Annotated in this window: 15 protein-coding genes, 2 tRNA genes and 3 rRNA genes; 14 read left to right on the forward strand and 6 right to left on the reverse strand. The window is 58.7% G+C overall.

Features of this window, described 5'->3' with window-relative positions; all coding sequences use genetic code 11:
* Positions 1 to 91 precede the first annotated feature (91 nt).
* The gene (locus ABRP30_RS05745) at positions 92 to 988 is read right to left on the reverse strand and encodes a formate/nitrite transporter family protein (RefSeq protein ID WP_349976644.1); all 897 of its coding nucleotides are present in this window, start codon (positions 986 to 988) and stop codon (positions 92 to 94) included.
* Positions 989 to 1445: 457 nt separating this feature from the next.
* Between ABRP30_RS05745 and ABRP30_RS05750 the strand changes: the two genes are divergently transcribed.
* The 14 genes from ABRP30_RS05750 (at position 1446) to ABRP30_RS05815 (ending at position 18281) form a co-directional block, all read left to right on the forward strand.
* A 16S ribosomal RNA gene (locus ABRP30_RS05750) occupies positions 1446 to 2982 on the forward strand.
* Between the two features lie 86 nt (positions 2983 to 3068).
* A tRNA-Ile gene (locus ABRP30_RS05755) sits at positions 3069 to 3145 on the forward strand.
* 26 nt (positions 3146 to 3171) lie between these two features.
* Positions 3172 to 3247: transfer RNA gene (locus tag ABRP30_RS05760), tRNA-Ala, on the forward strand.
* 242 nt (positions 3248 to 3489) lie between these two features.
* A 23S ribosomal RNA gene (locus ABRP30_RS05765) occupies positions 3490 to 6381 on the forward strand.
* 134 nt (positions 6382 to 6515) lie between these two features.
* Positions 6516 to 6631, forward strand: a 5S ribosomal RNA gene (gene rrf / locus ABRP30_RS05770).
* Together the 16S, 23S and 5S rRNA genes with 2 tRNA genes alongside form the textbook arrangement of a ribosomal RNA operon.
* 282 nt (positions 6632 to 6913) lie before the next feature.
* Complete coding sequence (locus ABRP30_RS05775; protein WP_012313089.1) at positions 6914 to 8557, forward strand: acetolactate synthase large subunit; 1644 nt, start codon at positions 6914 to 6916, stop codon at positions 8555 to 8557.
* 204 nt (positions 8558 to 8761) lie between these two features.
* On the forward strand, positions 8762 to 10696 hold the full coding sequence (locus tag ABRP30_RS05780) for an FAD-dependent oxidoreductase (protein ID WP_349976400.1): 1935 nt from the start codon (positions 8762 to 8764) through the stop codon (positions 10694 to 10696).
* A 149-nt stretch (positions 10697 to 10845) separates the two neighbouring features.
* On the forward strand, positions 10846 to 11742 hold the full coding sequence (locus tag ABRP30_RS05785) for a nitrilase family protein (protein ID WP_349976401.1): 897 nt from the start codon (positions 10846 to 10848) through the stop codon (positions 11740 to 11742).
* A 10-nt stretch (positions 11743 to 11752) separates the two neighbouring features.
* Positions 11753 to 12907, forward strand: a complete 1155-nt coding sequence (locus ABRP30_RS05790; RefSeq protein ID WP_372490411.1) for a hypothetical protein — start codon at positions 11753 to 11755, stop codon at positions 12905 to 12907.
* Complete coding sequence (locus tag ABRP30_RS05795; RefSeq protein ID WP_349976402.1) at positions 12904 to 13893, forward strand: asparaginase; 990 nt, start codon at positions 12904 to 12906, stop codon at positions 13891 to 13893. The genes ABRP30_RS05790 and ABRP30_RS05795 overlap by 4 nt, the downstream gene beginning before the upstream one ends.
* 73 nt (positions 13894 to 13966) lie before the next feature.
* Positions 13967 to 14521, forward strand: a complete 555-nt coding sequence (locus ABRP30_RS05800; RefSeq protein WP_267821509.1) for a UPF0149 family protein — start codon at positions 13967 to 13969, stop codon at positions 14519 to 14521.
* A 129-nt stretch (positions 14522 to 14650) separates the two neighbouring features.
* Positions 14651 to 15274, forward strand: a complete 624-nt coding sequence (locus tag ABRP30_RS05805; protein ID WP_267821511.1) for a glutathione S-transferase family protein — start codon at positions 14651 to 14653, stop codon at positions 15272 to 15274.
* Positions 15275 to 15301: 27 nt separating this feature from the next.
* Positions 15302 to 17332 (forward strand): pyridoxamine 5'-phosphate oxidase family protein, encoded by a 2031-nt coding sequence (locus tag ABRP30_RS05810; RefSeq protein WP_267821513.1) that lies wholly within the window; start codon positions 15302 to 15304, stop codon positions 17330 to 17332.
* 52 nt (positions 17333 to 17384) lie between these two features.
* Complete coding sequence (locus ABRP30_RS05815) at positions 17385 to 18281, forward strand: LysR family transcriptional regulator (protein ID WP_267821515.1); 897 nt, start codon at positions 17385 to 17387, stop codon at positions 18279 to 18281.
* 2 nt (positions 18282 to 18283) lie between these two features.
* On the opposite strand, the gene ABRP30_RS05820 is transcribed toward ABRP30_RS05815, so the two are convergent.
* The 5 genes from ABRP30_RS05820 to ABRP30_RS05840 form a co-directional block, all read right to left on the reverse strand.
* Positions 18284 to 19201: an aldose 1-epimerase gene (locus ABRP30_RS05820; RefSeq protein ID WP_349976403.1), complete on the reverse strand. Its 918-nt coding sequence runs from the start codon at positions 19199 to 19201 to the stop codon at positions 18284 to 18286.
* 24 nt (positions 19202 to 19225) lie between these two features.
* Positions 19226 to 20146, reverse strand: coding sequence for a DMT family transporter (locus ABRP30_RS05825; RefSeq protein WP_349976404.1), 921 nt, complete (start codon positions 20144 to 20146; stop codon positions 19226 to 19228).
* Positions 20147 to 20302: 156 nt separating this feature from the next.
* Entirely contained in the window at positions 20303 to 21583 is a 1281-nt protein-coding gene (locus ABRP30_RS05830; protein ID WP_267821522.1) for a TRAP transporter large permease, read from the reverse strand.
* Positions 21584 to 22111, reverse strand: a complete 528-nt coding sequence (locus ABRP30_RS05835) for a TRAP transporter small permease (RefSeq protein WP_241802720.1) — start codon at positions 22109 to 22111, stop codon at positions 21584 to 21586.
* Between the two features lie 68 nt (positions 22112 to 22179).
* Positions 22180 to 23151 carry a TRAP transporter substrate-binding protein gene (locus ABRP30_RS05840; RefSeq protein WP_267821524.1) on the reverse strand — a complete coding sequence of 324 codons (972 nt, stop codon included), beginning with the start codon at positions 23149 to 23151 and terminating at the stop codon, positions 22180 to 22182.
* Positions 23152 to 23171: the final 20 nt, after the last annotated feature.

Here is a 23171-nt window from a genome sequence, read left to right on the forward strand (position 1 = left end):
GCTGCGTGTTTTGCCAGGGGCCTGGCCGCCTAGAATTCCCAGGTTGAACTGCGTTGGCGAGCCCGAACCGGCAGCGACTGCACGCTTCGGATCATTGCTTGTCGTCCTGCTTGCCGAACGCAGACCTTTTTTCATCCTTCAATAGCTGCGAAGGTGGCTTGCCGCTGTCGCTGCGCACCTGGGCGTGGCTGATCAGGGCAAAAATGAAGCTGCCGCCAATGATATTCCCGGCCAAGGTCGGCAAGGCAAACTCCAGCCAGAAGCTGCGCCAGCTTTCGTCACCCGCCCAGACCAGATAGGACACCTCGACCGAACCTACGACGATGTGAGTGAAGTCGCCCAGTGCCATCAGGTAGGTGATCATCAGGATGATCCAGATCTTGGCGTTCTCCATGGATGGGATCATCCACACCATGGTCGCTATCATCCAGCCCGATATGATGCCCTTGGCGAACATCTGGCTGATATCGTTCTCCATCACCTTGCGGCCGATTTCAAGGAAGGCGACATCCGTCTTGCTGTCGAAAATGGGCAGCTCGAGGATGACCCAGGCAACCAGCAAGGTGCCTGCCAGGTTTCCTACCAGTACTACGCCCCATAGGCGCAACAGGCGCCCGAGGTTGGCGAAGGTTGGTGTCGTCATTACCGGCAATACCGCTGTGAGGGTGTTTTCCGTAAACAGTTGTTGACGCGCCAGGATCACCGCAAGAAAGCCCGCGCTGTAGCCGATGCTGGCGATGACCTGTGCACTCTCACCTTCGGGCAGGCGGGCGTAGAAAAGCCCCATGGCCATGAATGAAAGGCCCATGGTCAGGCCAGCTGCCAAGGCCGACCACCACAGCGCCGCCAGGGTCCGCTCCAGTTCCTGGTCGCCCTGGTAGCGAATGATTTCGTGCAGAACCGCCGCCCTCGGGGGTTGGTTATGGCTGACTTCCTTCTCTTCGTCAGCCGACAGGCCAGGGGTCTTCTCGCTCTGCGCATCGCTCATGCCATTGCCCTCCACGGAGTGTTTATCTACAGAGCGATGGTTCATGCATTTAGTTGCCCAGCGGCTGCAAAATGCGAGGCGAAGTTTTTTTAGATCAAGGTGTTGACTCAAATTTCAAACCGCGTATTATTCGCCTCCTCGCAGCGTTGAACGCGGTGAGGCAGGCGGTAAGTTGTTGAAGTTCAAGGCTTTTGAAAGAAAGCGGATTCAAAAAAACTTCAAAACAAACGCTTGACAGCAAGTGAGGAAAGCGTAGAATGCGCGCCTCGGTTGAGACGAAAAGCTCTTAACCAAACGCTCTTTAACAAATTGAATCAAGCAATTCGTGTGGGTGCTTGTGAGTACGGACTGATAGTCAAAAAGATTATCAGCATCACAAGTGACCATGCGAGAAATCACATAGTCATTTGAGATTGCTGAGCCAAGTTTAGGGTTTCTTAAAAACCCAAGCAGTATTGAACTGAAGAGTTTGATCATGGCTCAGATTGAACGCTGGCGGCAGGCCTAACACATGCAAGTCGAGCGGATGACGGGAGCTTGCTCCTTGATTCAGCGGCGGACGGGTGAGTAATGCCTAGGAATCTGCCTGGTAGTGGGGGACAACGTTTCGAAAGGAACGCTAATACCGCATACGTCCTACGGGAGAAAGCAGGGGACCTTCGGGCCTTGCGCTATCAGATGAGCCTAGGTCGGATTAGCTAGTTGGTGGGGTAATGGCTCACCAAGGCGACGATCCGTAACTGGTCTGAGAGGATGATCAGTCACACTGGAACTGAGACACGGTCCAGACTCCTACGGGAGGCAGCAGTGGGGAATATTGGACAATGGGCGAAAGCCTGATCCAGCCATGCCGCGTGTGTGAAGAAGGTCTTCGGATTGTAAAGCACTTTAAGTTGGGAGGAAGGGCATTAACCTAATACGTTAGTGTTTTGACGTTACCGACAGAATAAGCACCGGCTAACTCTGTGCCAGCAGCCGCGGTAATACAGAGGGTGCAAGCGTTAATCGGAATTACTGGGCGTAAAGCGCGCGTAGGTGGTTTGTTAAGTTGGATGTGAAAGCCCCGGGCTCAACCTGGGAACTGCATCCAAAACTGGCAAGCTAGAGTACGGTAGAGGGTGGTGGAATTTCCTGTGTAGCGGTGAAATGCGTAGATATAGGAAGGAACACCAGTGGCGAAGGCGACCACCTGGACTGATACTGACACTGAGGTGCGAAAGCGTGGGGAGCAAACAGGATTAGATACCCTGGTAGTCCACGCCGTAAACGATGTCAACTAGCCGTTGGAATCCTTGAGATTTTAGTGGCGCAGCTAACGCATTAAGTTGACCGCCTGGGGAGTACGGCCGCAAGGTTAAAACTCAAATGAATTGACGGGGGCCCGCACAAGCGGTGGAGCATGTGGTTTAATTCGAAGCAACGCGAAGAACCTTACCAGGCCTTGACATGCAGAGAACTTTCCAGAGATGGATTGGTGCCTTCGGGAACTCTGACACAGGTGCTGCATGGCTGTCGTCAGCTCGTGTCGTGAGATGTTGGGTTAAGTCCCGTAACGAGCGCAACCCTTGTCCTTAGTTACCAGCACGTTATGGTGGGCACTCTAAGGAGACTGCCGGTGACAAACCGGAGGAAGGTGGGGATGACGTCAAGTCATCATGGCCCTTACGGCCTGGGCTACACACGTGCTACAATGGTCGGTACAGAGGGTTGCCAAGCCGCGAGGTGGAGCTAATCTCACAAAACCGATCGTAGTCCGGATCGCAGTCTGCAACTCGACTGCGTGAAGTCGGAATCGCTAGTAATCGCGAATCAGAATGTCGCGGTGAATACGTTCCCGGGCCTTGTACACACCGCCCGTCACACCATGGGAGTGGGTTGCACCAGAAGTAGCTAGTCTAACCTTCGGGAGGACGGTTACCACGGTGTGATTCATGACTGGGGTGAAGTCGTAACAAGGTAGCCGTAGGGGAACCTGCGGCTGGATCACCTCCTTAATCGACGACATCAGCCTGCTGATGAGCTCCCACACGAATTGCTTGATTCTTTGTATAAAGACGATGCTGTAACGCGACCCTGTTATAGGTCTGTAGCTCAGTTGGTTAGAGCGCACCCCTGATAAGGGTGAGGTCGGCAGTTCAAATCTGCCCAGACCTACCAATTACTTGGTGCGGCCTAGAAAATACGGGGCCATAGCTCAGCTGGGAGAGCGCCTGCCTTGCACGCAGGAGGTCAGCGGTTCGATCCCGCTTGGCTCCACCACTCTTTCAGGTTGTACAGCTTTCAGAACTTAGAAATGAACATTCGGTGATGAATGTTGATTTCTGGCTTTTGTCAGATCGTTCTTTAAAAATTCGGATATGTGATAGAAATAGACTGAACACCAGTTTCACTGCTGGTGGATCAGGCTAAGGTAAAATTTGTGAGTTCTGCTCGAAAGAGCAACATGCGAATTTTCGGCGAATGTCGTCTTCACAGTATAACCAGATTGCTTGGGGTTATATGGTCAAGTGAAGAAGCGCATACGGTGGATGCCTTGGCAGTCAGAGGCGATGAAAGACGTGGTAGCCTGCGATAAGCTTTGGGGAGTCGGCAAACAGACTGTGATCCAGAGATCTCTGAATGGGGGAACCCACTCAGCATAAGCTGAGTATCTTGTACTGAATACATAGGTGCAAGAGGCGAACCAGGGGAACTGAAACATCTAAGTACCCTGAGGAAAAGAAATCAACCGAGATTCCCTTAGTAGTGGCGAGCGAACGGGGACCAGCCCTTAAGTTGATTTGAGATTAGTGGAACGCTCTGGAAAGTGCGGCCATAGTGGGTGATAGCCCCGTACACGAAAATCTCTTATCAATGAAATCGAGTAGGACGGAGCACGAGAAACTTTGTCTGAACATGGGGGGACCATCCTCCAAGGCTAAATACTACTGACTGACCGATAGTGAACCAGTACCGTGAGGGAAAGGCGAAAAGAACCCCGGAGAGGGGAGTGAAATAGAACCTGAAACCGTATGCGTACAAGCAGTGGGAGCCTACTTTGTTAGGTGACTGCGTACCTTTTGTATAATGGGTCAGCGACTTATATTCAGTGGCGAGCTTAACCGAATAGGGGAGGCGTAGCGAAAGCGAGTCTTAATAGGGCGTTTAGTCGCTGGGTATAGACCCGAAACCGGGCGATCTATCCATGGGCAGGTTGAAGGTTAGGTAACACTGACTGGAGGACCGAACCGACTACCGTTGAAAAGTTAGCGGATGACCTGTGGATCGGAGTGAAAGGCTAATCAAGCTCGGAGATAGCTGGTTCTCCTCGAAAGCTATTTAGGTAGCGCCTCATGTATCACTGTAGGGGGTAGAGCACTGTTTCGGCTAGGGGGTCATCCCGACTTACCAAACCGATGCAAACTCCGAATACCTACAAGTGCCGAGCATGGGAGACACACGGCGGGTGCTAACGTCCGTCGTGAAAAGGGAAACAACCCAGACCGTCAGCTAAGGTCCCAAAGTCATGGTTAAGTGGGAAACGATGTGGGAAGGCTTAGACAGCTAGGAGGTTGGCTTAGAAGCAGCCACCCTTTAAAGAAAGCGTAATAGCTCACTAGTCGAGTCGGCCTGCGCGGAAGATGTAACGGGGCTCAAACCATGCACCGAAGCTACGGGTATCACCTCTGGTGATGCGGTAGAGGAGCGTTCTGTAAGCCTGTGAAGGTGAGTTGAGAAGCTTGCTGGAGGTATCAGAAGTGCGAATGCTGACATGAGTAACGACAATGCGAGTGAAAAACTCGCACGCCGAAAGACCAAGGTTTCCTGCGCAACGTTAATCGACGCAGGGTTAGTCGGTCCCTAAGGCGAGGCTGAAAAGCGTAGTCGATGGAAAACAGGTTAATATTCCTGTACTTCCAGTTATTGCGATGGAGGGACGGAGAAGGCTAGGCCAGCTTGGCGTTGGTTGTCCAAGTTTAAGGTGGTAGGCTGAGATCTTAGGCAAATCCGGGATCTCAAGGCCGAGAGCTGATGACGAGTTGCCTTTAGGCGACGAAGTGGTTGATGCCATGCTTCCAAGAAAAGCTCCTAAGCTTCAGATAACTGGGAACCGTACCCCAAACCGACACAGGTGGTTAGGTAGAGAATACCAAGGCGCTTGAGAGAACTCGGGTGAAGGAACTAGGCAAAATGGCACCGTAACTTCGGGAGAAGGTGCGCCGGTGAGGGTGAAGGACTTGCTCCGTAAGCTCATGCCGGTCGAAGATACCAGGCCGCTGCGACTGTTTATTAAAAACACAGCACTCTGCAAACACGAAAGTGGACGTATAGGGTGTGACGCCTGCCCGGTGCCGGAAGGTTAATTGATGGGGTTAGCGCAAGCGAAGCTCTTGATCGAAGCCCCGGTAAACGGCGGCCGTAACTATAACGGTCCTAAGGTAGCGAAATTCCTTGTCGGGTAAGTTCCGACCTGCACGAATGGCGTAACGATGGCGGCGCTGTCTCCACCCGAGACTCAGTGAAATTGAAATCGCTGTGAAGATGCAGTGTATCCGCGGCTAGACGGAAAGACCCCGTGAACCTTTACTATAGCTTTGCACTGGACTTTGAATTTGCTTGTGTAGGATAGGTGGGAGGCTTTGAAGTGGGGACGCCAGTTCTCATGGAGCCATCCTTGAAATACCACCCTGGCAACTTTGAGGTTCTAACTCAGGTCCGTTATCCGGATCGAGGACAGTGTATGGTGGGTAGTTTGACTGGGGCGGTCTCCTCCCAAAGAGTAACGGAGGAGTACGAAGGTGCGCTCAGACCGGTCGGAAATCGGTCGTAGAGTATAAAGGCAAAAGCGCGCTTGACTGCGAGACAAACACGTCGAGCAGGTACGAAAGTAGGTCTTAGTGATCCGGTGGTTCTGTATGGAAGGGCCATCGCTCAACGGATAAAAGGTACTCCGGGGATAACAGGCTGATACCGCCCAAGAGTTCATATCGACGGCGGTGTTTGGCACCTCGATGTCGGCTCATCACATCCTGGGGCTGAAGCCGGTCCCAAGGGTATGGCTGTTCGCCATTTAAAGTGGTACGCGAGCTGGGTTTAGAACGTCGTGAGACAGTTCGGTCCCTATCTGCCGTGGACGTTTGAGATTTGAGAGGGGCTGCTCCTAGTACGAGAGGACCGGAGTGGACGAACCTCTGGTGTTCCGGTTGTCACGCCAGTGGCATTGCCGGGTAGCTATGTTCGGAAGAGATAACCGCTGAAAGCATCTAAGCGGGAAACTTGCCTCAAGATGAGATCTCACTGGGATCTTGAATCCCCTAAAGGGCCGTCGAAGACTACGACGTTGATAGGTTGGGTGTGTAAGCGCTGTGAGGCGTTGAGCTAACCAATACTAATTGCCCGTGAGGCTTGACCATATAACACCCAAGCAATTTGCTTCTGCAGATTGTGGTGGTGAAGATGATACGAACCGAAAGTTCGCAACGAACCACAAATATCGCATATCCGGATTCGCTGGGCTGTCCATCTGGACATTCTGGCTACAGAATTTCTTGACGACCATAGAGCATTGGAACCACCTGATCCCATCCCGAACTCAGCAGTGAAACGATGCATCGCCGATGGTAGTGTGGGGTTTCCCCATGTGAGAGTAGGTCATCGTCAAGATTCATTTCGCAAAACCCCTATCTGCGCGAGCAGGTAGGGGTTTTGTCTTTCCGATATTCGCACACCTTTCTCCAGGCAAAGATGTTTTGTCCGTCTCGCACCTGCGCAAACGCGCCGAAGGGTGCGACAATTAATCCTGTTCGTTTACGTGACTTTGCCCTGCCCAAGCTGCGTCAAGGCTTAGGTTCGGGGCACCCTCGCGCCCGGATAGAGCGATGCCAGCGTGCCGTGCTGCGCATTTCTGGACCTTCACCGTCCTATACAACTGAGGTTACAAGCAAGATGGCCAAGGCCGCCGATGTCGTTGTGCAATGCCTGGAAAACGAAGGTGTCGAGTATGTGTTCGGCATTCCTGGTGAGGAAAACCTCGACCTGCTGGAATCCCTGCGCAAGTCGAAGATCAAGCTGGTACTGACCCGCCACGAGCAGTCTGCGGGCTTCATGGCAGCCACCTATGGCCGCCTGACCGGCAAGACCGGCGTCAGCCTGTCGACCCTGGGCCCCGGCGCTACCAACCTGGTAACCGCCAGTGCTTACGCCTACCTGGGCGGCATGCCGATGATGATGATTACCGGCCAGAAGCCGATCAAGAAGTCCAAGCAGGGCCGCTTCCAGATCATCGATGTGTGCGGCATGATGGATCCCATCACCAAGTACACCCACCAGTTCGCCTCGGCCGACAACATCCCTTCGCGCATGCGTGAAGCGTTCCGCCTGGCCGAAGAAGAAAAACCGGGTGCCGTGCACCTGGAGCTGCCGGAAGACATCGCCGCCGAGCAGACCGATGCCATGCCGATCCCGCGCAGCCTGCACCGCCGTCCGCTGGCCGAACATGTGGCTATCGAAGCTGCCATCGAGAAACTGCGCACCGCACGCAGCCCTATCCTGGTGATCGGTGCCGGCGCCAACCGCAAGATGACTGCCAAGGTCCTCAAGCAACTGGTCGACAAGACCGGTATCCCGTTCGTCACCACCCAGCTGGGCAAGGGTGTGGTTGACGAGCGCAGCCCGCGCTTCCTGGGTAACGCTGCGCTGTCGTCCGGTGATTTCGTGCACCGTGCGATCGAAGCGGCCGATCTCATCGTCAACATCGGCCACGATGTGATCGAGAAGCCGCCGTTTTTCATGGTCCGTGGCGGCACCGAAGTCATCCATATCAACTTCCGTTCCGCCGAAGTCGACGCCGTGTACTTCCCGCAGGTTGAAGTGATCGGCGACATCGCCAACGCCGTCTGGCAGATCGCTGAAGGCCTGGGCGACACTTCGCACTGGGACTTCACCCGCCTGATGGCGATTCGTGAAGCCAACGAAGCCCAGATCGCCGAAGGCGCCGACGATGACCGCTTCCCGGTCTACCCTCAGCGCCTGGTTGCCGATATCCGCCGCGTACTGCCGTCCGAAGGCATCGTTGCCCTGGACAACGGCATCTACAAAATCTGGTTCGCCCGTAACTACAAGGCTCACAAGCCCAACACCGTACTGCTCGACAACGCCCTGGCGACGATGGGGGCTGGCCTGCCGTCGGCGATGGCAGCCCACCTGGTGTACCCGGACCGTCCGGTGATCTCGGTGTGTGGCGACGGTGGCTTCATGATGAACAGCCAAGAGCTGGAAACCGCAGTCCGTCTTGGCATGCACGTTACCGTGGTGATCCTGCGTGATGACGGCTACGGCATGATCCGCTGGAAGCAGGCCAACATGGGCTTCACCGATTTCGGCCTGGACTACGGCAACCCGGACTTCGTCAAGTACGCCGAAGCCTACGGTGCCAATGGCCATCGCGTAGAAAGCGCCGAAGGTTTGCTGCCGCTGCTCGAGCACTGCATCAAGACCCCGGGCGTGCACGTGATCGACTGCCCGGTCGATTACAGCGAGAACGACCGCATCCTCAACAGCGAGCTGCGTGAGCGCGCGCTGGCGGTGTAAGCCGTAAAGTCCAATCCTTGGTGAACCGCCTCCCCCAGGGGAGACGGTTTACCGGGGATCAGGCTGCCCAGGCATCGCAACAGTGTCGGCTTTCCAGCGGTCACGCGGCAGAGCCTGCATTCATGGGCGTACATATCCACCACCGCTCAGGTCTTACGATTCACCATTCTCACGTTCTCAAGCCCCCATGGAGAACACGAGAACATGACCATTGGATCGTCATACAATCACCCCGCCAACTTGGCCATTGAGCCTCCTTCACCCACGCAACCTTGGGCTGCACGCTTCCCGAATCCACCAGACCTTTGCTTTGACTATCGCCGGCTGATCGAGCAAGAAGGTGGTATCGCGCGTGCTGTTCAACCGGAGCATCGGATCTGCATCGTCGGCGCTGGCGTTACCGGTTTGACCGCTGCCCGTGAGCTGCTGCGTTGTGGCTTCACACAAATCACTTTGATCGAGCAATCCCAGCGTATTGGCGGCCGCCACCTGACAGTGGTGAACAACCTTGGCGATTACAAGCACCCTAAAAGCCCTTTTGAAATGGGGGCAATGCGCATGCCCTTCTTCAATAGAACGGGGGAGCCTGCCAAGGACGGACGTTCGCTGATGGCCTACTACGCCAAATTATTCGACTTGCGCCTCTCCGACTTTCCCAACCCTGGTACACCTTGGGTGAATGCCACAGGGATCTACCTGCGAGAAGGCCAGCTTGACGAAAGTAAAGATCCGGCCCTTCTGATCTGGCGCAATCCAGAAGGAGACACTCCTCCTCCTACGGACACCCTGCAGCGCATTCACGGGAAATGGACACGCTTTGCAGAGCTGTTCGCCGAAAAGGTTGCCACTATTTACGGCACGCAAAGCTGGGAATCGATGTGGTCTGCCATTGTAGAAAGGTATCACCGGCTATCGTTCCGGGAGCTGGTTCACCAGCCTGTTCTTGACCGCTGGGATCCAGCAAACCCCGGTGACTTTGGCGGGTTAGGCATGGATAGAGATGAGTCGGCAATCTTCTATGCGATAGGTATCGGTGATGGCAGCTGGGGTGCATTCTATGATGTCTGCTGCCTGTACCCTCTGCGCACTGCGATCTTCGGCTTCAGCAGCCACTTGCAATTGGTTCACGGGCGTGTGGATGAGGAGGGCATACCTTTCGCCGCACCGTATCTGGAAGTCGAGACGGTGCCTGACAGCAAGGGGGTAATGTTCCAGGCACCTGCCTATCTTGGCCTGGCAGCGATGGATGACTGCCTGCTGTTCATGGATATTGATACTCAGGGCACGTCATTGTATAGCCATCTTGCTCAACGTGATGATGGCCTGCTGACTGACAGTTCGGTGTGCGGTCTGCAGAAACTGCCGAATGGTCGTATTCGAGTTCAATACCGTTGGCAGTGGAGCAATTCAGAGCGAGAGCAGTTGCTGCACGATGATTTCGACAGCGTTGTTCTGACCACGCCATCCTGGTTGATTGAAACTCAGATCCGGCTTAGTGATTTCAGCCGGGAGTCTTTGCCGCAACCGATCATGGATGCCTGGAAGCATGCCCATTGGGAAACCAGCTGCAAAGTCTATGCGCCGCTCCAGAAATCCTTCCTCGATCGCCAACTTCCTTTGCCACAAATACTGATCACTGACAGCTTTGTCCACGACGTGTATGCCTACCGCTACAACGACAGCTACACCGATGATTGCATCCTCCTCAGTTACACCTGGGAAGACGACGCCACCAAACTGGGGGCGTTTTCTGATGAGGAGCTCGCACAGAAGTGCATCAATGAGCTTGATCGGATCCTGTTGCGCTGTAGCAATATCGGTGAAGCCATATCGCCTTACATCGATACTCGAAACATTCGTATACAGCGATGGATGACTGATAGAAACGCCCTCGGCTGCGCAAAACTTTATCGAGCAGGCACCTATTACGACGCTGTTGGCTTGATGAAATACAACCGTGAATTGAGTGCATCCTCGGGACTTTATCTGGCTGGGGAGTGCTTCTCTGTTGATGCGGGTTGGACGGAGCCATGTCTGCGTACGGCAGTCGACACGGTCATAAACATCTGTGATCGCACATCAGCCAAGTTCCATGGTGGCTTCACCCTTGATCACTATCCGCATTATCAAATTCGGTAAACAAAGCGTTCGAAGGTCTTCGAATAGGGCGTTTCCTACCAAAACTCTTCACTTTTCCTACAGGTCTGTGGGAGCGGGCTGACTGTCGCTCCCCAGCCTGGCCCCGCTTTACTGGCGCTCTTCCACAACAACCATAAAAGGAAGCCGCCATGTCCGAACGATGCCTCCCGATAAGCCCGGTAAAAGTTGCCGTCATTCAGTTCGACCCCCAGGTCGGCCTAGAAAATCGCAATGCCAACCTGAAACGCGGGTTGGCGCTGGCCCGTCGAGCGGCCCGTGAAGGCGCCGGCCTGATTGTGCTGCCTGAACTGGCAGACACCGGTTATACCTTTCAGTCGCGTGCCGAAGCCTATGCTCATGCCCAGACGTTACAGGACGGGCCCAGCCTCCAGGCGTGGGCGGATTTTGCTCAGAAGCAACAGGTTTATCTGGCCGCAGGCTTCGCGGAACGCGATGGTCTGAAACTCTATGACAGTGCAGTACTGTTCGGGCCAGGAGGGATGCTTGGGCATTACCGCAAGGCTCACCTGTGGAATCAGGAAAAGCTGTGGTTCACCCCCGGCGACTTGGGTTTCCCTGTTTTCGAAACGCCCATCGGGCGTATAGGTTTGTTGATCTGTTGGGATATCTGGTTTCCCGAGGTCCCCCGCTTGATGGCGGCCCAAGGCGCCGACATCCTCTGCAGCCTGAACAACTGGGTATGGACGCCACCACCGCTGTTCGATGTTGCCGGCCGTTGCATGGCTTCGTACCTCACCATGACCGCAGCACACGTCAACAATGTTTATATCGCCGCCGCCAATCGAATCGGTAGCGAGCGGGGAGGCCGTTTTCTGGGCTGTTCGCTGATCGCTGGGACCAATGGGTGGCCTATCGGCGAAATGGCCAGTGCAGATCACGAAACCATCCTCTATGCCGATGTCGATCTCAGCGCGGCCCGTTCGGCGCCAATCTGGAACAGCCTCAACGATTTGCCACGAGACCGGCGGACAGATCTTTACGACGCCACGCTCGGCTACCGCATGCATGCACCCATGCCACGCTGAGGAGATGGTAATGAAGGTTAAGTTCATTTCTTCCCAGCAATTGCTTCCTGCGTTGATGCTTGCCGGCCTGACAGCATTGCTGACAGCCAGTGTGGTACTGGGTCAATGGCCCGATTATGCACAGTGGACTGCGACCCTTGATCAGCCACTAAGCCGCCTGCGCTGGATAGTCGCAGACATCAGCGAAGTCACTTTCTACAAGCATGAACTACCCGCTCTCGGCTTGCTGCTCGGCGCTTGCCTGGCGCATTGGGCCTATATCCGAGGCTACCGGTGCCAGGGCTTCGCCGTCTGTTATGGCAGCGGTTTGTGGCCCTGGGTTGTCACCAGCTCGCTGCTAGGGCTGCTGCTCAGTCATGCCATGTGGGGCTGGACCCTGGCCAGTGGCGCCTGGCAACCCACATTCGTCGCCTTCGTCTCGCTGCCGGCTGCCATGGTGCTGCTGTTTGGTGGCGGCTGGCAGGTAACGGTCACTGGTGCGGTCCTGGGTGCACTGCTGGTAGCACCAGCCAGTCTGTTGCTGGTCAATTACCTCTGCTACCCCCTGCAGTTACCTCCCGTGATCGGCACTGTCAGCGGGATGGCTGTAGCAAGCGTGATGGCTTTCATGCTGTGCAGGCGTTTTCCATCGTTGGTCAAGGGCGGCCGCAGGCCCGCGACGTTGCCGGCCGTTGCGCCAAATCCGGACTATGGAGTGCTCTGGTCACTCCGGCGCGTGCTGGCCGATTTCAGCGAAGGCCCATTCTTCGGAAATGAACTGGCCAGTCTGGGGCTCTTGCTGGGGGTGCTGGCCGCCTACATGCTAGCGCCCGCCGCCCCCGCCTATGGCTCGCAACTGGTTGTTCAACTGTTGGCCGGGCAGGGGTTGTCTTCGCTGATTGGTGTTGTGATCTGGCGGCGTCAATGGCAAGCACGTGGCTGGTATCCCACTTATATCCCCATCGTGTCCATCGTTCCTGCCGCGATACTGACCCATGGCGGTAGCTGGCAGGTGGTCATGCTCAGTGCAGTGTCGGGCGCACTGATCGCACCGCCGTTGGCTGTGGCCATCAGCCAGCGATTACCGAGCTATATGCATGGCTACATCGGCAATGTTCTGTCCATGGCCATCAGTACAGTCGCTATCGTGCCGCTGGTCGGTCTTGTTACGGGAGTTGGCATATGACGGAAGTTGAAAATTTGCCTCGCTTGTCGATTGCCAGCCTGGGAGGAACGGTCAGCATGCAGGCCGATGCTCCTGGGCGGGGAGTGACGCCGAGTCTCGATTGTGAGAAGCAATTGGCCTTGCTACCCCAATTACGTGAGATGGCGCAGCTTGAAGTTGCCACGCTGTGCCTTGTCCCTAGCGCCTCCCTGAGTTTCGTGATGCTTCTTGAGGTGCTGGCCTGGGCCCGTGTTGAAATCGAAGCTGGCTCACAGGCAGTGATACTGACTCAGGGAACCGACACGCTGGAGGAGACGGCGTACTTCTTCGACCTGCTCTGGCCTTACGATGCGCCGCTGGTGCTCACCGGTGCAATGCGCTCGGCCAGCCAGCCGGGGAGCGATGGGCCGGCCAATCTGCTGGCGGCGGCGCAGGTAGCACTGGCTCAGGAGAGTAGGGGACGAGGTGCGCTGGTGGTGATCAACGATCAGATCCACTGCGCAACGAGGGTTCGCAAGACAGCCAGCCTGGCGATGGCGGCGTTCGAGTCGCCTGGCAGTGGTGCCGTTGGAGAGCTGGTAGAAGGCATGGCGGTTTATCGTCAAATGCCTTGCCCGCGCGCCGTGCTACCGCTGCCCGAACGCGTTGATCATCGGGTTGCACTGCTGGAGGCCTGCCTCGATGCAGATACCGCCTTGCTGCAGGCTGTTGCGGCCTTTGGGTTCGAGGGGCTGGTCATAGCCGGTTTCGGTGCTGGGCACGTTTCCAGCGCCTGGTCCGATATGCTGGGTGAGCTCGCGCCGAATCTGCCAGTAATTGTCGCTACCCGCACCGGAAGTGGTACCACCGCTCGGTCGACCTATGGCTTTGCGGGGGCAGAGATCGACTTGCAGTCCAAGGGTGTACATATGGCCGGGCAGCTGTGTCCGCGCAAGTGTCGAATTTTGTTGTGGTTGCTACTCGGCTCGGGGCAACAGTCGTCGCTGTGCACCTGGCTACCCCATTAGGGGAACTGCCCGCAGCCCTTGCCCCGCCGCTGTGATAGGGTGCACACACTTTGGCTTTTCAGGATGTGCCCCCATGCTTCCTCCCCTCAGCGAAAAAGAGCTCAACCGCCTTGAAGACCTGCTGATCACCTACGGTAACGACTATTCGGTACTCAACCTTGCCGAGCTCAACGGCTTTTTCACCGGCCTGGCCAGCTCGCCGGGTCGGGTCAACCCCGAGCAGTGGTTACCTGCGGTCGCCGGTGGCAAGGTGCCGAAGTTCAAGAAGCCTGCCCATGAAGAAGCCTACACGGCACTGATGCTGCGCTATGCCCACCAGGTGGCGGAACAGCTTGCGGAGAATGTCGACGGCTTCGAGCCGGTGTTCGAAGAAAGTGAAGGCGAGGAAGGGCCAGCGATCATCATGGAGGAGTGGTGCTTTGGCTACATGCGCGCTACCCAGGTCGCGCAATGGGGCGAGCTTCCGCCAGAGCAGGATCAACTGCTCAAGGCCATTTCGCTGCACGGGCTGGAAGATAACTTCGAGCTGCTTGATACCATGAGCTTCGATGAGCTTCAGGCTTGTGTGCCCCACGTGGTCGCTGCAGCCAAGGGCTTGTATCGGTATCAGAAGCAGCAACGACATTGATCTGCCCAGGGTCATTATTTCGCCTGGCGAAATTATGATCTCCTCTGCGCGCTGATTCTGCTGCCCGCCGAATCAGCGCAGCATGTGTTCCAGCAGCACCACCCCGGTGCCACGCCTGGAGCGCAGACCATGATCAAACTCTACAACTTCCCCAAATCCGGCCATGCCCACCGCATCGAGCTGATGCTGTCACTGCTGAACCTGCCCACCGAACTGGTCTTCGTAGACCTGGCCAAAGGGGCGCACAAGCAGCCGGAATTTCTCGCCATCAACCCGTTCGGCCAAGTGCCTGTTATCGATGACAACGGTACTGTCATCGCCGACTCCAACGCCATCCTCGTCTACCTCGCGGGTACTTATGACAAACGTGGCCAGTGGCTGCCCCAAGATCCGCTTGCCGCTGCCCGCGTGCAGCGCTGGCTGTCGGTTGCTGCCGGGCCCGTTGCTTTCGGCCCTGCTGCTGCTCGCCTGGTCACGGTGTTCGGCGCCTCGTTCAACACCGACGAAGTCATCGGCCGTGCCCACAGCTTGCTCAAGGTGATGGATGCCGAGCTGGCCAAGACGCCGTACCTGGTGGGCAGCGAGCCAACCATCGCCGACGTCGCCAACTATTCGTACATCGCCCATGCCCCCGAAGGCAATGTCTCGCTGGACCCGTACCCCAACGTGCGTGCCTGGCTGGCGCGTGTCGAAGCGCTGCCTGGCTTCGTTGCCATGCCACGTACCGCCGTGGGCCTGCAAGCCAGCGCCTGAGCCGCTACCCTACCGAGGAACGCCGCCATGCAAGCACTACCAGACCCTCGTACTTCCCCTTGGCACGCTGGCGAGAAACGGCTGCAGGAACAGGCCGGTGTGGCGGAACGTATGGAGGTGTTCGGGCGGAAGGTCATTCGTGACTACATGCCCGACCAGCACCGCGACTTCTACCGGCAATTGCCGTTTCTGGTTGCAGGTGCCGTGGACGCCCACGGTAAACCCTGGGCGACGCTGCTTGAAGGCCCCGAAGGCTTCGTCAGCTCGCCCGACCCTCGGCAGTTGCTGATCGACACCCAGCTCGCCAGTGACGACCCGGCAGCGCCAGGCCTGGGCCCAGGTGGTGCTGTCGGCCTGCTGGGCATCGAGCTGCACAGCCGCCGCCGCAATCGCATCAACGGCCTTGTCCAGCAAGGGAACGATGGGCGGCTGGCGGTGGCGGTGGAGCATGCTTTCGGCAATTGCCCCCAGTACATCCAGATGCGTGCTTACACGCGTGTCGATGAGCCGGCGCAGGGGCGGCTGGATTCAAGCGTGCTGGATGCCCATGCGGTGACCATGATCGAGCAGGCCGACACCTTTTTCGTGGCCAGCTACATAGACCACCCAGACGGCCACCGCGCGGTGGACGTCTCGCACCGCGGCGGCCGGGCCGGGTTCGTCAAGGTCGATGGCAACCGCCTGACCATCCCCGACTATGCCGGCAACCTGCACTTCAATACCCTCGGCAACCTGTTGGAAAATCCGCAGGCAGGGTTGTTGTTCGTCGATTTCAGCAACGGTGATGTCCTGCAACTGACTGGCCGCACCACTATTGTGCTCGACAGCCCACTGATCAAAGACTTCGAAGGCGCCGAGCGGCTATGGACGCTTCAGGTCGAACAGATCGTGCTGCGCCGGGCTGGCGTGTCATTGCGCTGGGCCTTCCAGGAGTACGCACCTACCAGCCTGATGACCGGCACCTGGGCCGAGGCCGAGCAGCGCCTGCAGCAGCGCGAACGGCAGCGCCAATGGCTGGCCTGGCGTGTGCAGCGGGTGGAGCAGGAAAGCCGAGACATCCGCTCGTTCTACCTCGCCCCAGATAGGCCGGTAACGTTCGCCCCAGGGCAGCACATTCCGGTGCGCCTGGCCTTGGGAGGCGAGACGCCGTTGATTCGCACCTACAGCCTGTCGTGCGCGCCATCGGACGGCTACCTGCGCATCAGCGTGAAGGCCCAGGGGGCGGCTTCGCGGTATCTGCACGAACAGGTCGGCGTGGGCGATCTGCTCGGCGTGCGGCTGCCCATGGGCAGTTTCACCTTGGATGGCGACAGCGCAAGGCCCATCGTGCTGATGGGGGCAGGCGTGGGCATTACCCCGCTGATCGCCATGTTGCGCGAGCAGCTGGCCCGGCAGCAGGCGCGGCGAATCCACCTGTTCCACAGTGCCCGCCGCCTCGCCGACTTGCCATTTCAGCAGGAACTGGCGGCGTTGGGCGAGCAGGCAGGCGGCCTGTTGAGTGTGCATCGTTTCCTTAGCCAGCCCGAGGACGATGCACTACCAGGACGCGACTACGACCATGCCGGGCGCCTGGCGATCGAGCAGGTCAAAGCGAAGCTGGCGCTGGATGACTACGACTTCTACCTGTGTGGGCCCGCCAGTTTTACCCAGGAGCTGTACGAAGGGCTGCGCGCCATTCATGTACCCGACAAGCGCATCCATGCAGAAGCCTTCGGCCCGTCGACCCTGAAGCGTCATACCGATGACAACCAGCCGACATTGCAGCAGCCACCGGCTGCCAGCGAGCCGGTGCCGGTGTACTTCGCCAGCTCGGCCAAGGAGGCGCGCTGGGCGCCGGGCGGTGGTACCTTGCTGGAACTTGCCGAGGCCCGAGGGCTGTCCCCGGACTTCAGCTGCCGGGGCGGTTCGTGCGGCACCTGCAAGACCAAGGTGGTGAGCGGCCAGGTGCATTACCCGAACCCGCCTGCGCAGATGCCGGACGCGGGGACAGTGCTGATCTGTTGCGCGGTACCGGGCAAAACGCAGGAGGGTGGGCAAGCGTTGGTACTGGACATTTGATGCCGCCTGCAGATGGCTGATAATCACTCGACACCCGTCCCCAGGAGCTGACATGGACCAGATTCACCTGATGAAGGTGTTCGTTGCGGTAGGCGAGCTGGAAAGCTTCGCAGCCGCCGCCCGCCGTCTGGATATCTCGCCCGCTGCCGTAACCCGCGCGGTCAGTGCGCTCGAGGACATGCTCGGCGTCAAACTGTTGCTACGCACCACGCGCAGCGTGCGCCTGACCCAGGCGGGTGGCCGCTATCTGGAGGACACCCGCCATATCCTTGCCAGCATCCTTGAGGCCAACGAGGCCGCCGCCGGCATCAACGCCACGCCCAAAGGCGAGCTGGCGGTCACTGCGCCCATCCTTTTCGGCAAGAAATTCGTCATGCCGAGCATCGTGCGTTATCTGCAGCAGTACCCCGAGGTCAACGTCTCTGCCTACTTCCTCGACCGCATCGTCAACATGGTCGAGGAGGGCATGGACGTTGCCGTGCGTATCGGTCCGCTGCCTGACTCCGGCCTCAAGGCCCTGCGCGTGGGCAGGGTCAGGCGCATGCTCTGCGCCTCGCCTGAATACCTGCTGCGCCATGGCTTGCCGCAGCACCCTTCGGACTTGCCGGCGCATGCGGTGATCGCCACCACCAACCTGTCACCGCGCGCGGGCTGGCGCTTCGGCGTGACGGACGAACCGACCCTGGTGCGCATCCAACCCAGGCTCACCGTGACCAGCAACGACGGTGCGATTGCCGCGGCGGTGGGTGGGCTGGGGATTGCCCGGTTGCTGTCCTATCAGGTGGTGGACGAGATCGCCAGCGGGCAGTTACAGGTGATCCTTGCCGACTATGAAGAAGCCCCATGGCCGATCCATGTGCTGCACCGCGAAAGCAAGCACGGTTCGGCCAAGGTGCGCGCGTTCGTCGACATGCTGGCGCATGAGCTGCGGGCCCAAGGGCTGGACTGACGTCATCCTGCTTTCGGGCCACCCGGCTCAGCTTGCTCGCTGACAACCGTCTGGATCGCCTGGTACTCCAGGCTGAACCCCAGGCTCATTTCTTCACCCTGCTGCAACAAACGCAGCCCCGGTTGCCCCGGCAGGTGATGGGCATTGATTGGATGGCTCACCGGCTCAAAGCAGAAGAACGGTTTGTCCTGGGGGCAGAACAGCAAGAAATGCTCGGCGCCGTTGGCGCTGCATGCCAGGCGATAACCGGCCGCGGGTTGTTCGATCACGCAGTGCCCGGCCCAGCCGCCGAAGGCATGGTCGACCACGGTGCTCGGCAGGCCGGCCGGCGCATCGAAGCGCCACGCTTCAGGCACTGCTGCCTTGTACGACGGCAACCGCCCCTCTTCGGCCAGCCACACATGCTGCGCCGCTGCCCGCAGCCGGGTGTCTGGGTAGCGCGGGAAGTAAGGATGCAAGCCCAGCCCGTACCAGGTAGCGGGCTCATCCAGATGCGTCAAATGCAGGTCAAGCCTCAGGCAGCCTTCATGCACATGCACATCCAGTACCGCCCGGTAGGCGAACGGCACGCTGCTCTGAAGGGTCAACCTTGCACTTCGCTCAGTGTGGTGAGCCACCTGCCAGGCCTGCTGCCAGGCAGTGCCATGAATCGGATACGGATCGTGTGGGGTGTTGGGCGCCAGGGCCAGCCAACCTTCGGGTCTTGCAAAACCACCTTCGCCGATGCGGTTGGACCACGGCGCCAAGGGGTAGCACGCCAACTGCCGCGGTGTACCGCTGGCCAGCGTCGCCGGGTCGGTATGACGCAGCAGCGCCTGCCCGGTCGCCTTCACTTCCCAGTTGACCAGGCTGGCGCCCAGCTCGGGCGCCAGGGTCAGGCGGGTCAGGCGGTCTTGCAGCTGCAGTTCGGTGACAGCCATCAGCGGCTCCTTTCACAAAGCGGGTCAGTTGGCCCGGCGGTAGGTCAGCAGCACGATGCCGCACACCACCACGGCGGCGCCGATCAATTGCCAGGTGCCCAGGCGTTGATCCAGCAAAGCCCAACCCAGCAGGAGTGTAGCGATGGGCTCGATATTCATCACCGGCGCGTTCTGCGCCATGTTCAGCCGTGGCACGCAGACGAATAGCAAGGTGAAGGCCACGCCATACAGCACCACCAGGCTGGCCAACGCTGCCCAGCCGCTGGCGCTGGCCGGCAGCGACAACCCGGATGGCATCACCCCGCTGGCACCGGCCACCAGCATGCTGGCGAACACGATCAACAGGGTCAGCAAGCTACGCACCGGGCCGCGAACCGCCGCCAGTTTGTGGTCAGTGATCCACAACGCGCAGGCGAACACGCAGGCGGCGCAGAACGAAAGGCCCACGCCCAGGAGCCAGTGCGGGTTGGCCTCACCCTCATTGCTCAGGCGCCCAGGTACATCCAGCGCCAGCACCAGGCCAAACAGGATCAGCCCCATGAACAGCACGGTGCGCCCGGTCGGGCGAGCGCCGCCCAGCGCCCAGGTCAGCAGCGCCAGCAGCATCGGGAAGGTATTGCCTACCAGCAGCGCCAAGGCAACCGGGATGCGCGCCACGGCCGAGTACAGGCACAGGCTCTGGGTGGCGATCAGCAGGCCCAACAGCAGTTGCCAATGCCGCGTGCCAGCCGGCAGGCTCAGTGGCTGGCGCTGCCATAGCACCAGGCTGGCCAGCACCAGGAAGGTGATGCCGGAACGACAGAGGATGGCCAACAGAACGCCGGTGTCGTCATCGAAGGCGATGCGTGCGGCAATGTGGTTGCCGGCGAACGAGCAGGCCAGCAGCGCCAGTAGCGCGACCGCCAGCTTGCGTGGGAAAAGCGAGGTAGAAACAGCGACAGCCATGTGCAGGGTCCATTTGCAGGAGTGTCCATGGGCTACTGCGCAGCCCATCGCCGGCACGCCAGCGCCCACAGGTTTCGCATGATCCATCAGATCGGCGCTGTACCTGGGAGCCGGCATGCCGGCGATGGGCCGCACAGCGGCCCCGGATGAGGTCGGTTACAGCACGACGCTCGGCAGCCACAGCGAGATGGCCGGGATGTAGGTGACCGCGATCAGCACCAGGAACAGCGCGATGTAGAACGGCAGCAGCGCCTTCACCGTCGATTCGATACTCACCTTGCCGATGGCCGAGCCGACGAACAGCACCGCACCGACCGGTGGTGTGATCAACCCAATGCCCAGGTTCACCAGCATGATCATGCCGAAGTGCACCGGGTCCACACCTATGCCGGTGATGACCGGCAGCAGGATCGGCGTCAGGATCAGAATCAGCGGCGCCATGTCCATCACCGTGCCCAGCAGCAACAACATGAAGTTGATGCACATCAGGATCACATAGCGGTTGTCTGACAGGGTCAGGAACACGGTGGTGATCTTCGACGGGATCTGCATCAGCGTCATCACGTAGCCGAAGCTGGCGGCAAAGCCGATCAGGATCATCACGATCGAGATGGTCCGCACCGTACGGTGCATCAGCTTGGGCAGGTCGCGCCATTTGTAGTCACGGTAGATGAACATGGTCACGAAGAACGACCAGACCACTGCCACGGCCGCTGATTCGGTGGCGGTGAACACACCCGAGAGAATACCGCCGAGGATGATCACCATCGCCATCAGCCCCCACAGTGCTTCGCCGGCGATCTTCAGCGCTTGGCGCAGCGGGATCACCTCGCCTTTGGGGTAGTTGCGCTTCTTGGCGAACATCAGGCACAGGCCCATCATCACCGCGCTCAGCAGCAAGCCCGGCATGATCCCCGCAATGAACAGCGAGCCAATCGACACCGTGCCGCCCGCCGCCAGCGAGTACAGCACCGAGTTGTGGCTGGGTGGGGTGAGCAATGCCTGCACCGAGCCGCTGACGGTCACCGCCGTGGAGAACTCACGCGGGTAGCCCTTGCGCTCCATCTCGGGGATCAGGACCGAGCCTACCGATGCGGTGTCCGCCACCGACGAGCCGGAAATGGCGCCGAAGAAGGTCGAGGCCATGATATTGACCAGCGACAAACCGCCCCGTACGAAGCCCACCAGCACGCCGGCGAAGGCCACCAAACGCCGTGACATGCCACCTTCGGCCATGATTGCGCCAGCCAGTACGAAGAACGGAATGGCGAGCAGCGAAAACTTGTTAACCCCACTGGCGATCTGAATCATCATCGCCTGCAGCGGGATGTCGATCCACCAGGCGCCGATCAGCGCCGACAGGCCCAGAGCGAAGGCCACCGGCATACCGATCAGGATGAGCACGATGAAGCTGCCCAACAGAATGAACGCATCCATTTACGCAGCTCCTTCGTTTTCTTCGGCCAGATCGTAACGAACCACCTTGCGGTTGCTCTGATCGCCCAGCAGGAGTTTTTCCAGTACAAAAACCAGGGTCAGCAGGCCACCGACGGGGATCGGCGCGTAGGTCATGCCCACCCGCACCCCAGGCAACGAGGCCAGCGACTGGTTCCACGTGGTGATGCACAGCTTGACGCCGTAGTAGGTCATGAACACGCATACCAGGATCATCAGCACCTGAACCAGCAGTGCAACCAGCTGGCGCTGCAGTGGTGGCAAACGGTCGGTGATCATCCCCACCGCCATGTGCGCGCCGGCCCGGTAGCTGGCGGCAGCGCCGACAAAGGTGAACACCACCATCAGCAGGATCGCTACCGGCTCCGGCCAGCTGGAGCCGGTACCCAGCACATAGCGGGCGAAGATGCCCCAAGGGATGATCAGCGACATGGCCAGGATCGACAGGCCCGCGACCCAGATACAGCTGCGGTAGAGCGTGTCGTTGACGCTCAGGAAAAGCGATTTCATAGGTATCACCAAAGCGGCAGGGCGACGGGCGTCGCACTGCCGAGGTCAAACTTGGAAAGGGGCCGGTATTACTGTACGGCGTCGATACGCTTCATCAGGTCGGCGTACGGTGCACCGTATTTCTCGCGTACCGAAGCGGTAGCGTCGAAGAACGGTTTCTTGTCGACGGTGATGAACTCCACGCCAGCGGCCTTGAGCTTCTCTTCACTGGCGGCAGTCTTGGCATCCCACAGCGCACGCTCTTCCATCTGCGCTTCGCGGGCGACCTTCTTCACCAGCGCCTGCTGCTCAGGGGTGAGCTTGTTCCAGGTGGTCTTGGACATCACCACCGGCTCTGGCAGGATCAGATGGCCAGTGAGGGTGAAGTACTTGGCGCTCTGATAGTGGTTGTGCTCGAGCAAGGTTGGCGGGTTGTTTTCGGCGCCGTCGATCACCCCGGTCTGCAGGGCGCTGAAGATCTCGCCAGTATCCATGGCGATGCCGTTGCCCCCCATGGCGTTCATCATGTCGATGAACAGCGGGTTGCCCTGCACACGGATCTTCATGCCCTTGAGGTCTTCCAGGCTGCGCACCGGCTTCTTGGTGTAGATGCTGCGCGAGCCGCCGTCCATCCAGGCCAGGGCCACCAGGTTGAATTCGGAATTGGTGATCTTGTCGAGGATCTCCTGGCCGATATCGCCGTCGATGATCTTGCGCATGTGGTCATGGTCGCGGAACACGAACGGCATGTTGAACACATTCACGTCAGGCACCACCGGGCCGACGATCCCCAGGCTGACGCGGGTCATCTGCACGGCACCGATCTGCGCCTGCTCGATGACTTCCTTTTCCGAGCCCAGGACGCCGCCAGGGAACATCTTGAAAGTGATCTCGCCATTGCTGGCCGCTTCGATCTTCTTGCCCATGTTCTGCTCGGCGACCACGGTCGGGTAACCGGCCGGGTGGATCTCGGCGAACTTGATGTCCAGCGCGTGGGCTGGCAGGGAGAGGCTGAAAGCGAACGGGAGTGCAGCAAGAAGCAGCTTGCGTTTGAACGTCATGATGAAACTCCGTGGTTTTT

This window comes from Pseudomonas sp. WHRI 8519 (assembly GCF_040224055.2).
In the GTDB taxonomy this organism is placed as follows: domain Bacteria; phylum Pseudomonadota; class Gammaproteobacteria; order Pseudomonadales; family Pseudomonadaceae; genus Aquipseudomonas; species Aquipseudomonas putida_X.

Bases quoted from the DNA above. Each gene is read 5' to 3' on its own strand.
- ABRP30_RS05745 (WP_349976644.1), bottom strand. From the start codon at position 988: ATGAGCGATGCGCAGAGCGAGAAGACCCCTGGCCTGTCGGCTGACGAA.
- ABRP30_RS05805 (WP_267821511.1), top strand. From the start codon at position 14,651: ATGATCAAACTCTACAACTTCCCCAAATCCGGCCATGCCCACCGCATC.
- ABRP30_RS05780 (WP_349976400.1), top strand. From the start codon at position 8,762: ATGACCATTGGATCGTCATACAATCACCCCGCCAACTTGGCCATTGAG.
- ABRP30_RS05825 (WP_349976404.1), bottom strand. From the start codon at position 20,146: ATGGCTGTCGCTGTTTCTACCTCGCTTTTCCCACGCAAGCTGGCGGTC.
- ABRP30_RS05795 (WP_349976402.1), top strand. From the start codon at position 12,904: ATGACGGAAGTTGAAAATTTGCCTCGCTTGTCGATTGCCAGCCTGGGA.
- ABRP30_RS05775 (WP_012313089.1), top strand. From the start codon at position 6,914: ATGGCCAAGGCCGCCGATGTCGTTGTGCAATGCCTGGAAAACGAAGGT.
- ABRP30_RS05815 (WP_267821515.1), top strand. From the start codon at position 17,385: ATGGACCAGATTCACCTGATGAAGGTGTTCGTTGCGGTAGGCGAGCTG.
- ABRP30_RS05785 (WP_349976401.1), top strand. From the start codon at position 10,846: ATGTCCGAACGATGCCTCCCGATAAGCCCGGTAAAAGTTGCCGTCATT.
- ABRP30_RS05790 (WP_372490411.1), top strand. From the start codon at position 11,753: ATGAAGGTTAAGTTCATTTCTTCCCAGCAATTGCTTCCTGCGTTGATG.
- ABRP30_RS05835 (WP_241802720.1), bottom strand. From the start codon at position 22,111: ATGAAATCGCTTTTCCTGAGCGTCAACGACACGCTCTACCGCAGCTGT.
- ABRP30_RS05810 (WP_267821513.1), top strand. From the start codon at position 15,302: ATGCAAGCACTACCAGACCCTCGTACTTCCCCTTGGCACGCTGGCGAG.
- ABRP30_RS05840 (WP_267821524.1), bottom strand. From the start codon at position 23,151: ATGACGTTCAAACGCAAGCTGCTTCTTGCTGCACTCCCGTTCGCTTTC.
- ABRP30_RS05830 (WP_267821522.1), bottom strand. From the start codon at position 21,583: ATGGATGCGTTCATTCTGTTGGGCAGCTTCATCGTGCTCATCCTGATC.
- ABRP30_RS05820 (WP_349976403.1), bottom strand. From the start codon at position 19,201: ATGGCTGTCACCGAACTGCAGCTGCAAGACCGCCTGACCCGCCTGACC.
- ABRP30_RS05800 (WP_267821509.1), top strand. From the start codon at position 13,967: ATGCTTCCTCCCCTCAGCGAAAAAGAGCTCAACCGCCTTGAAGACCTG.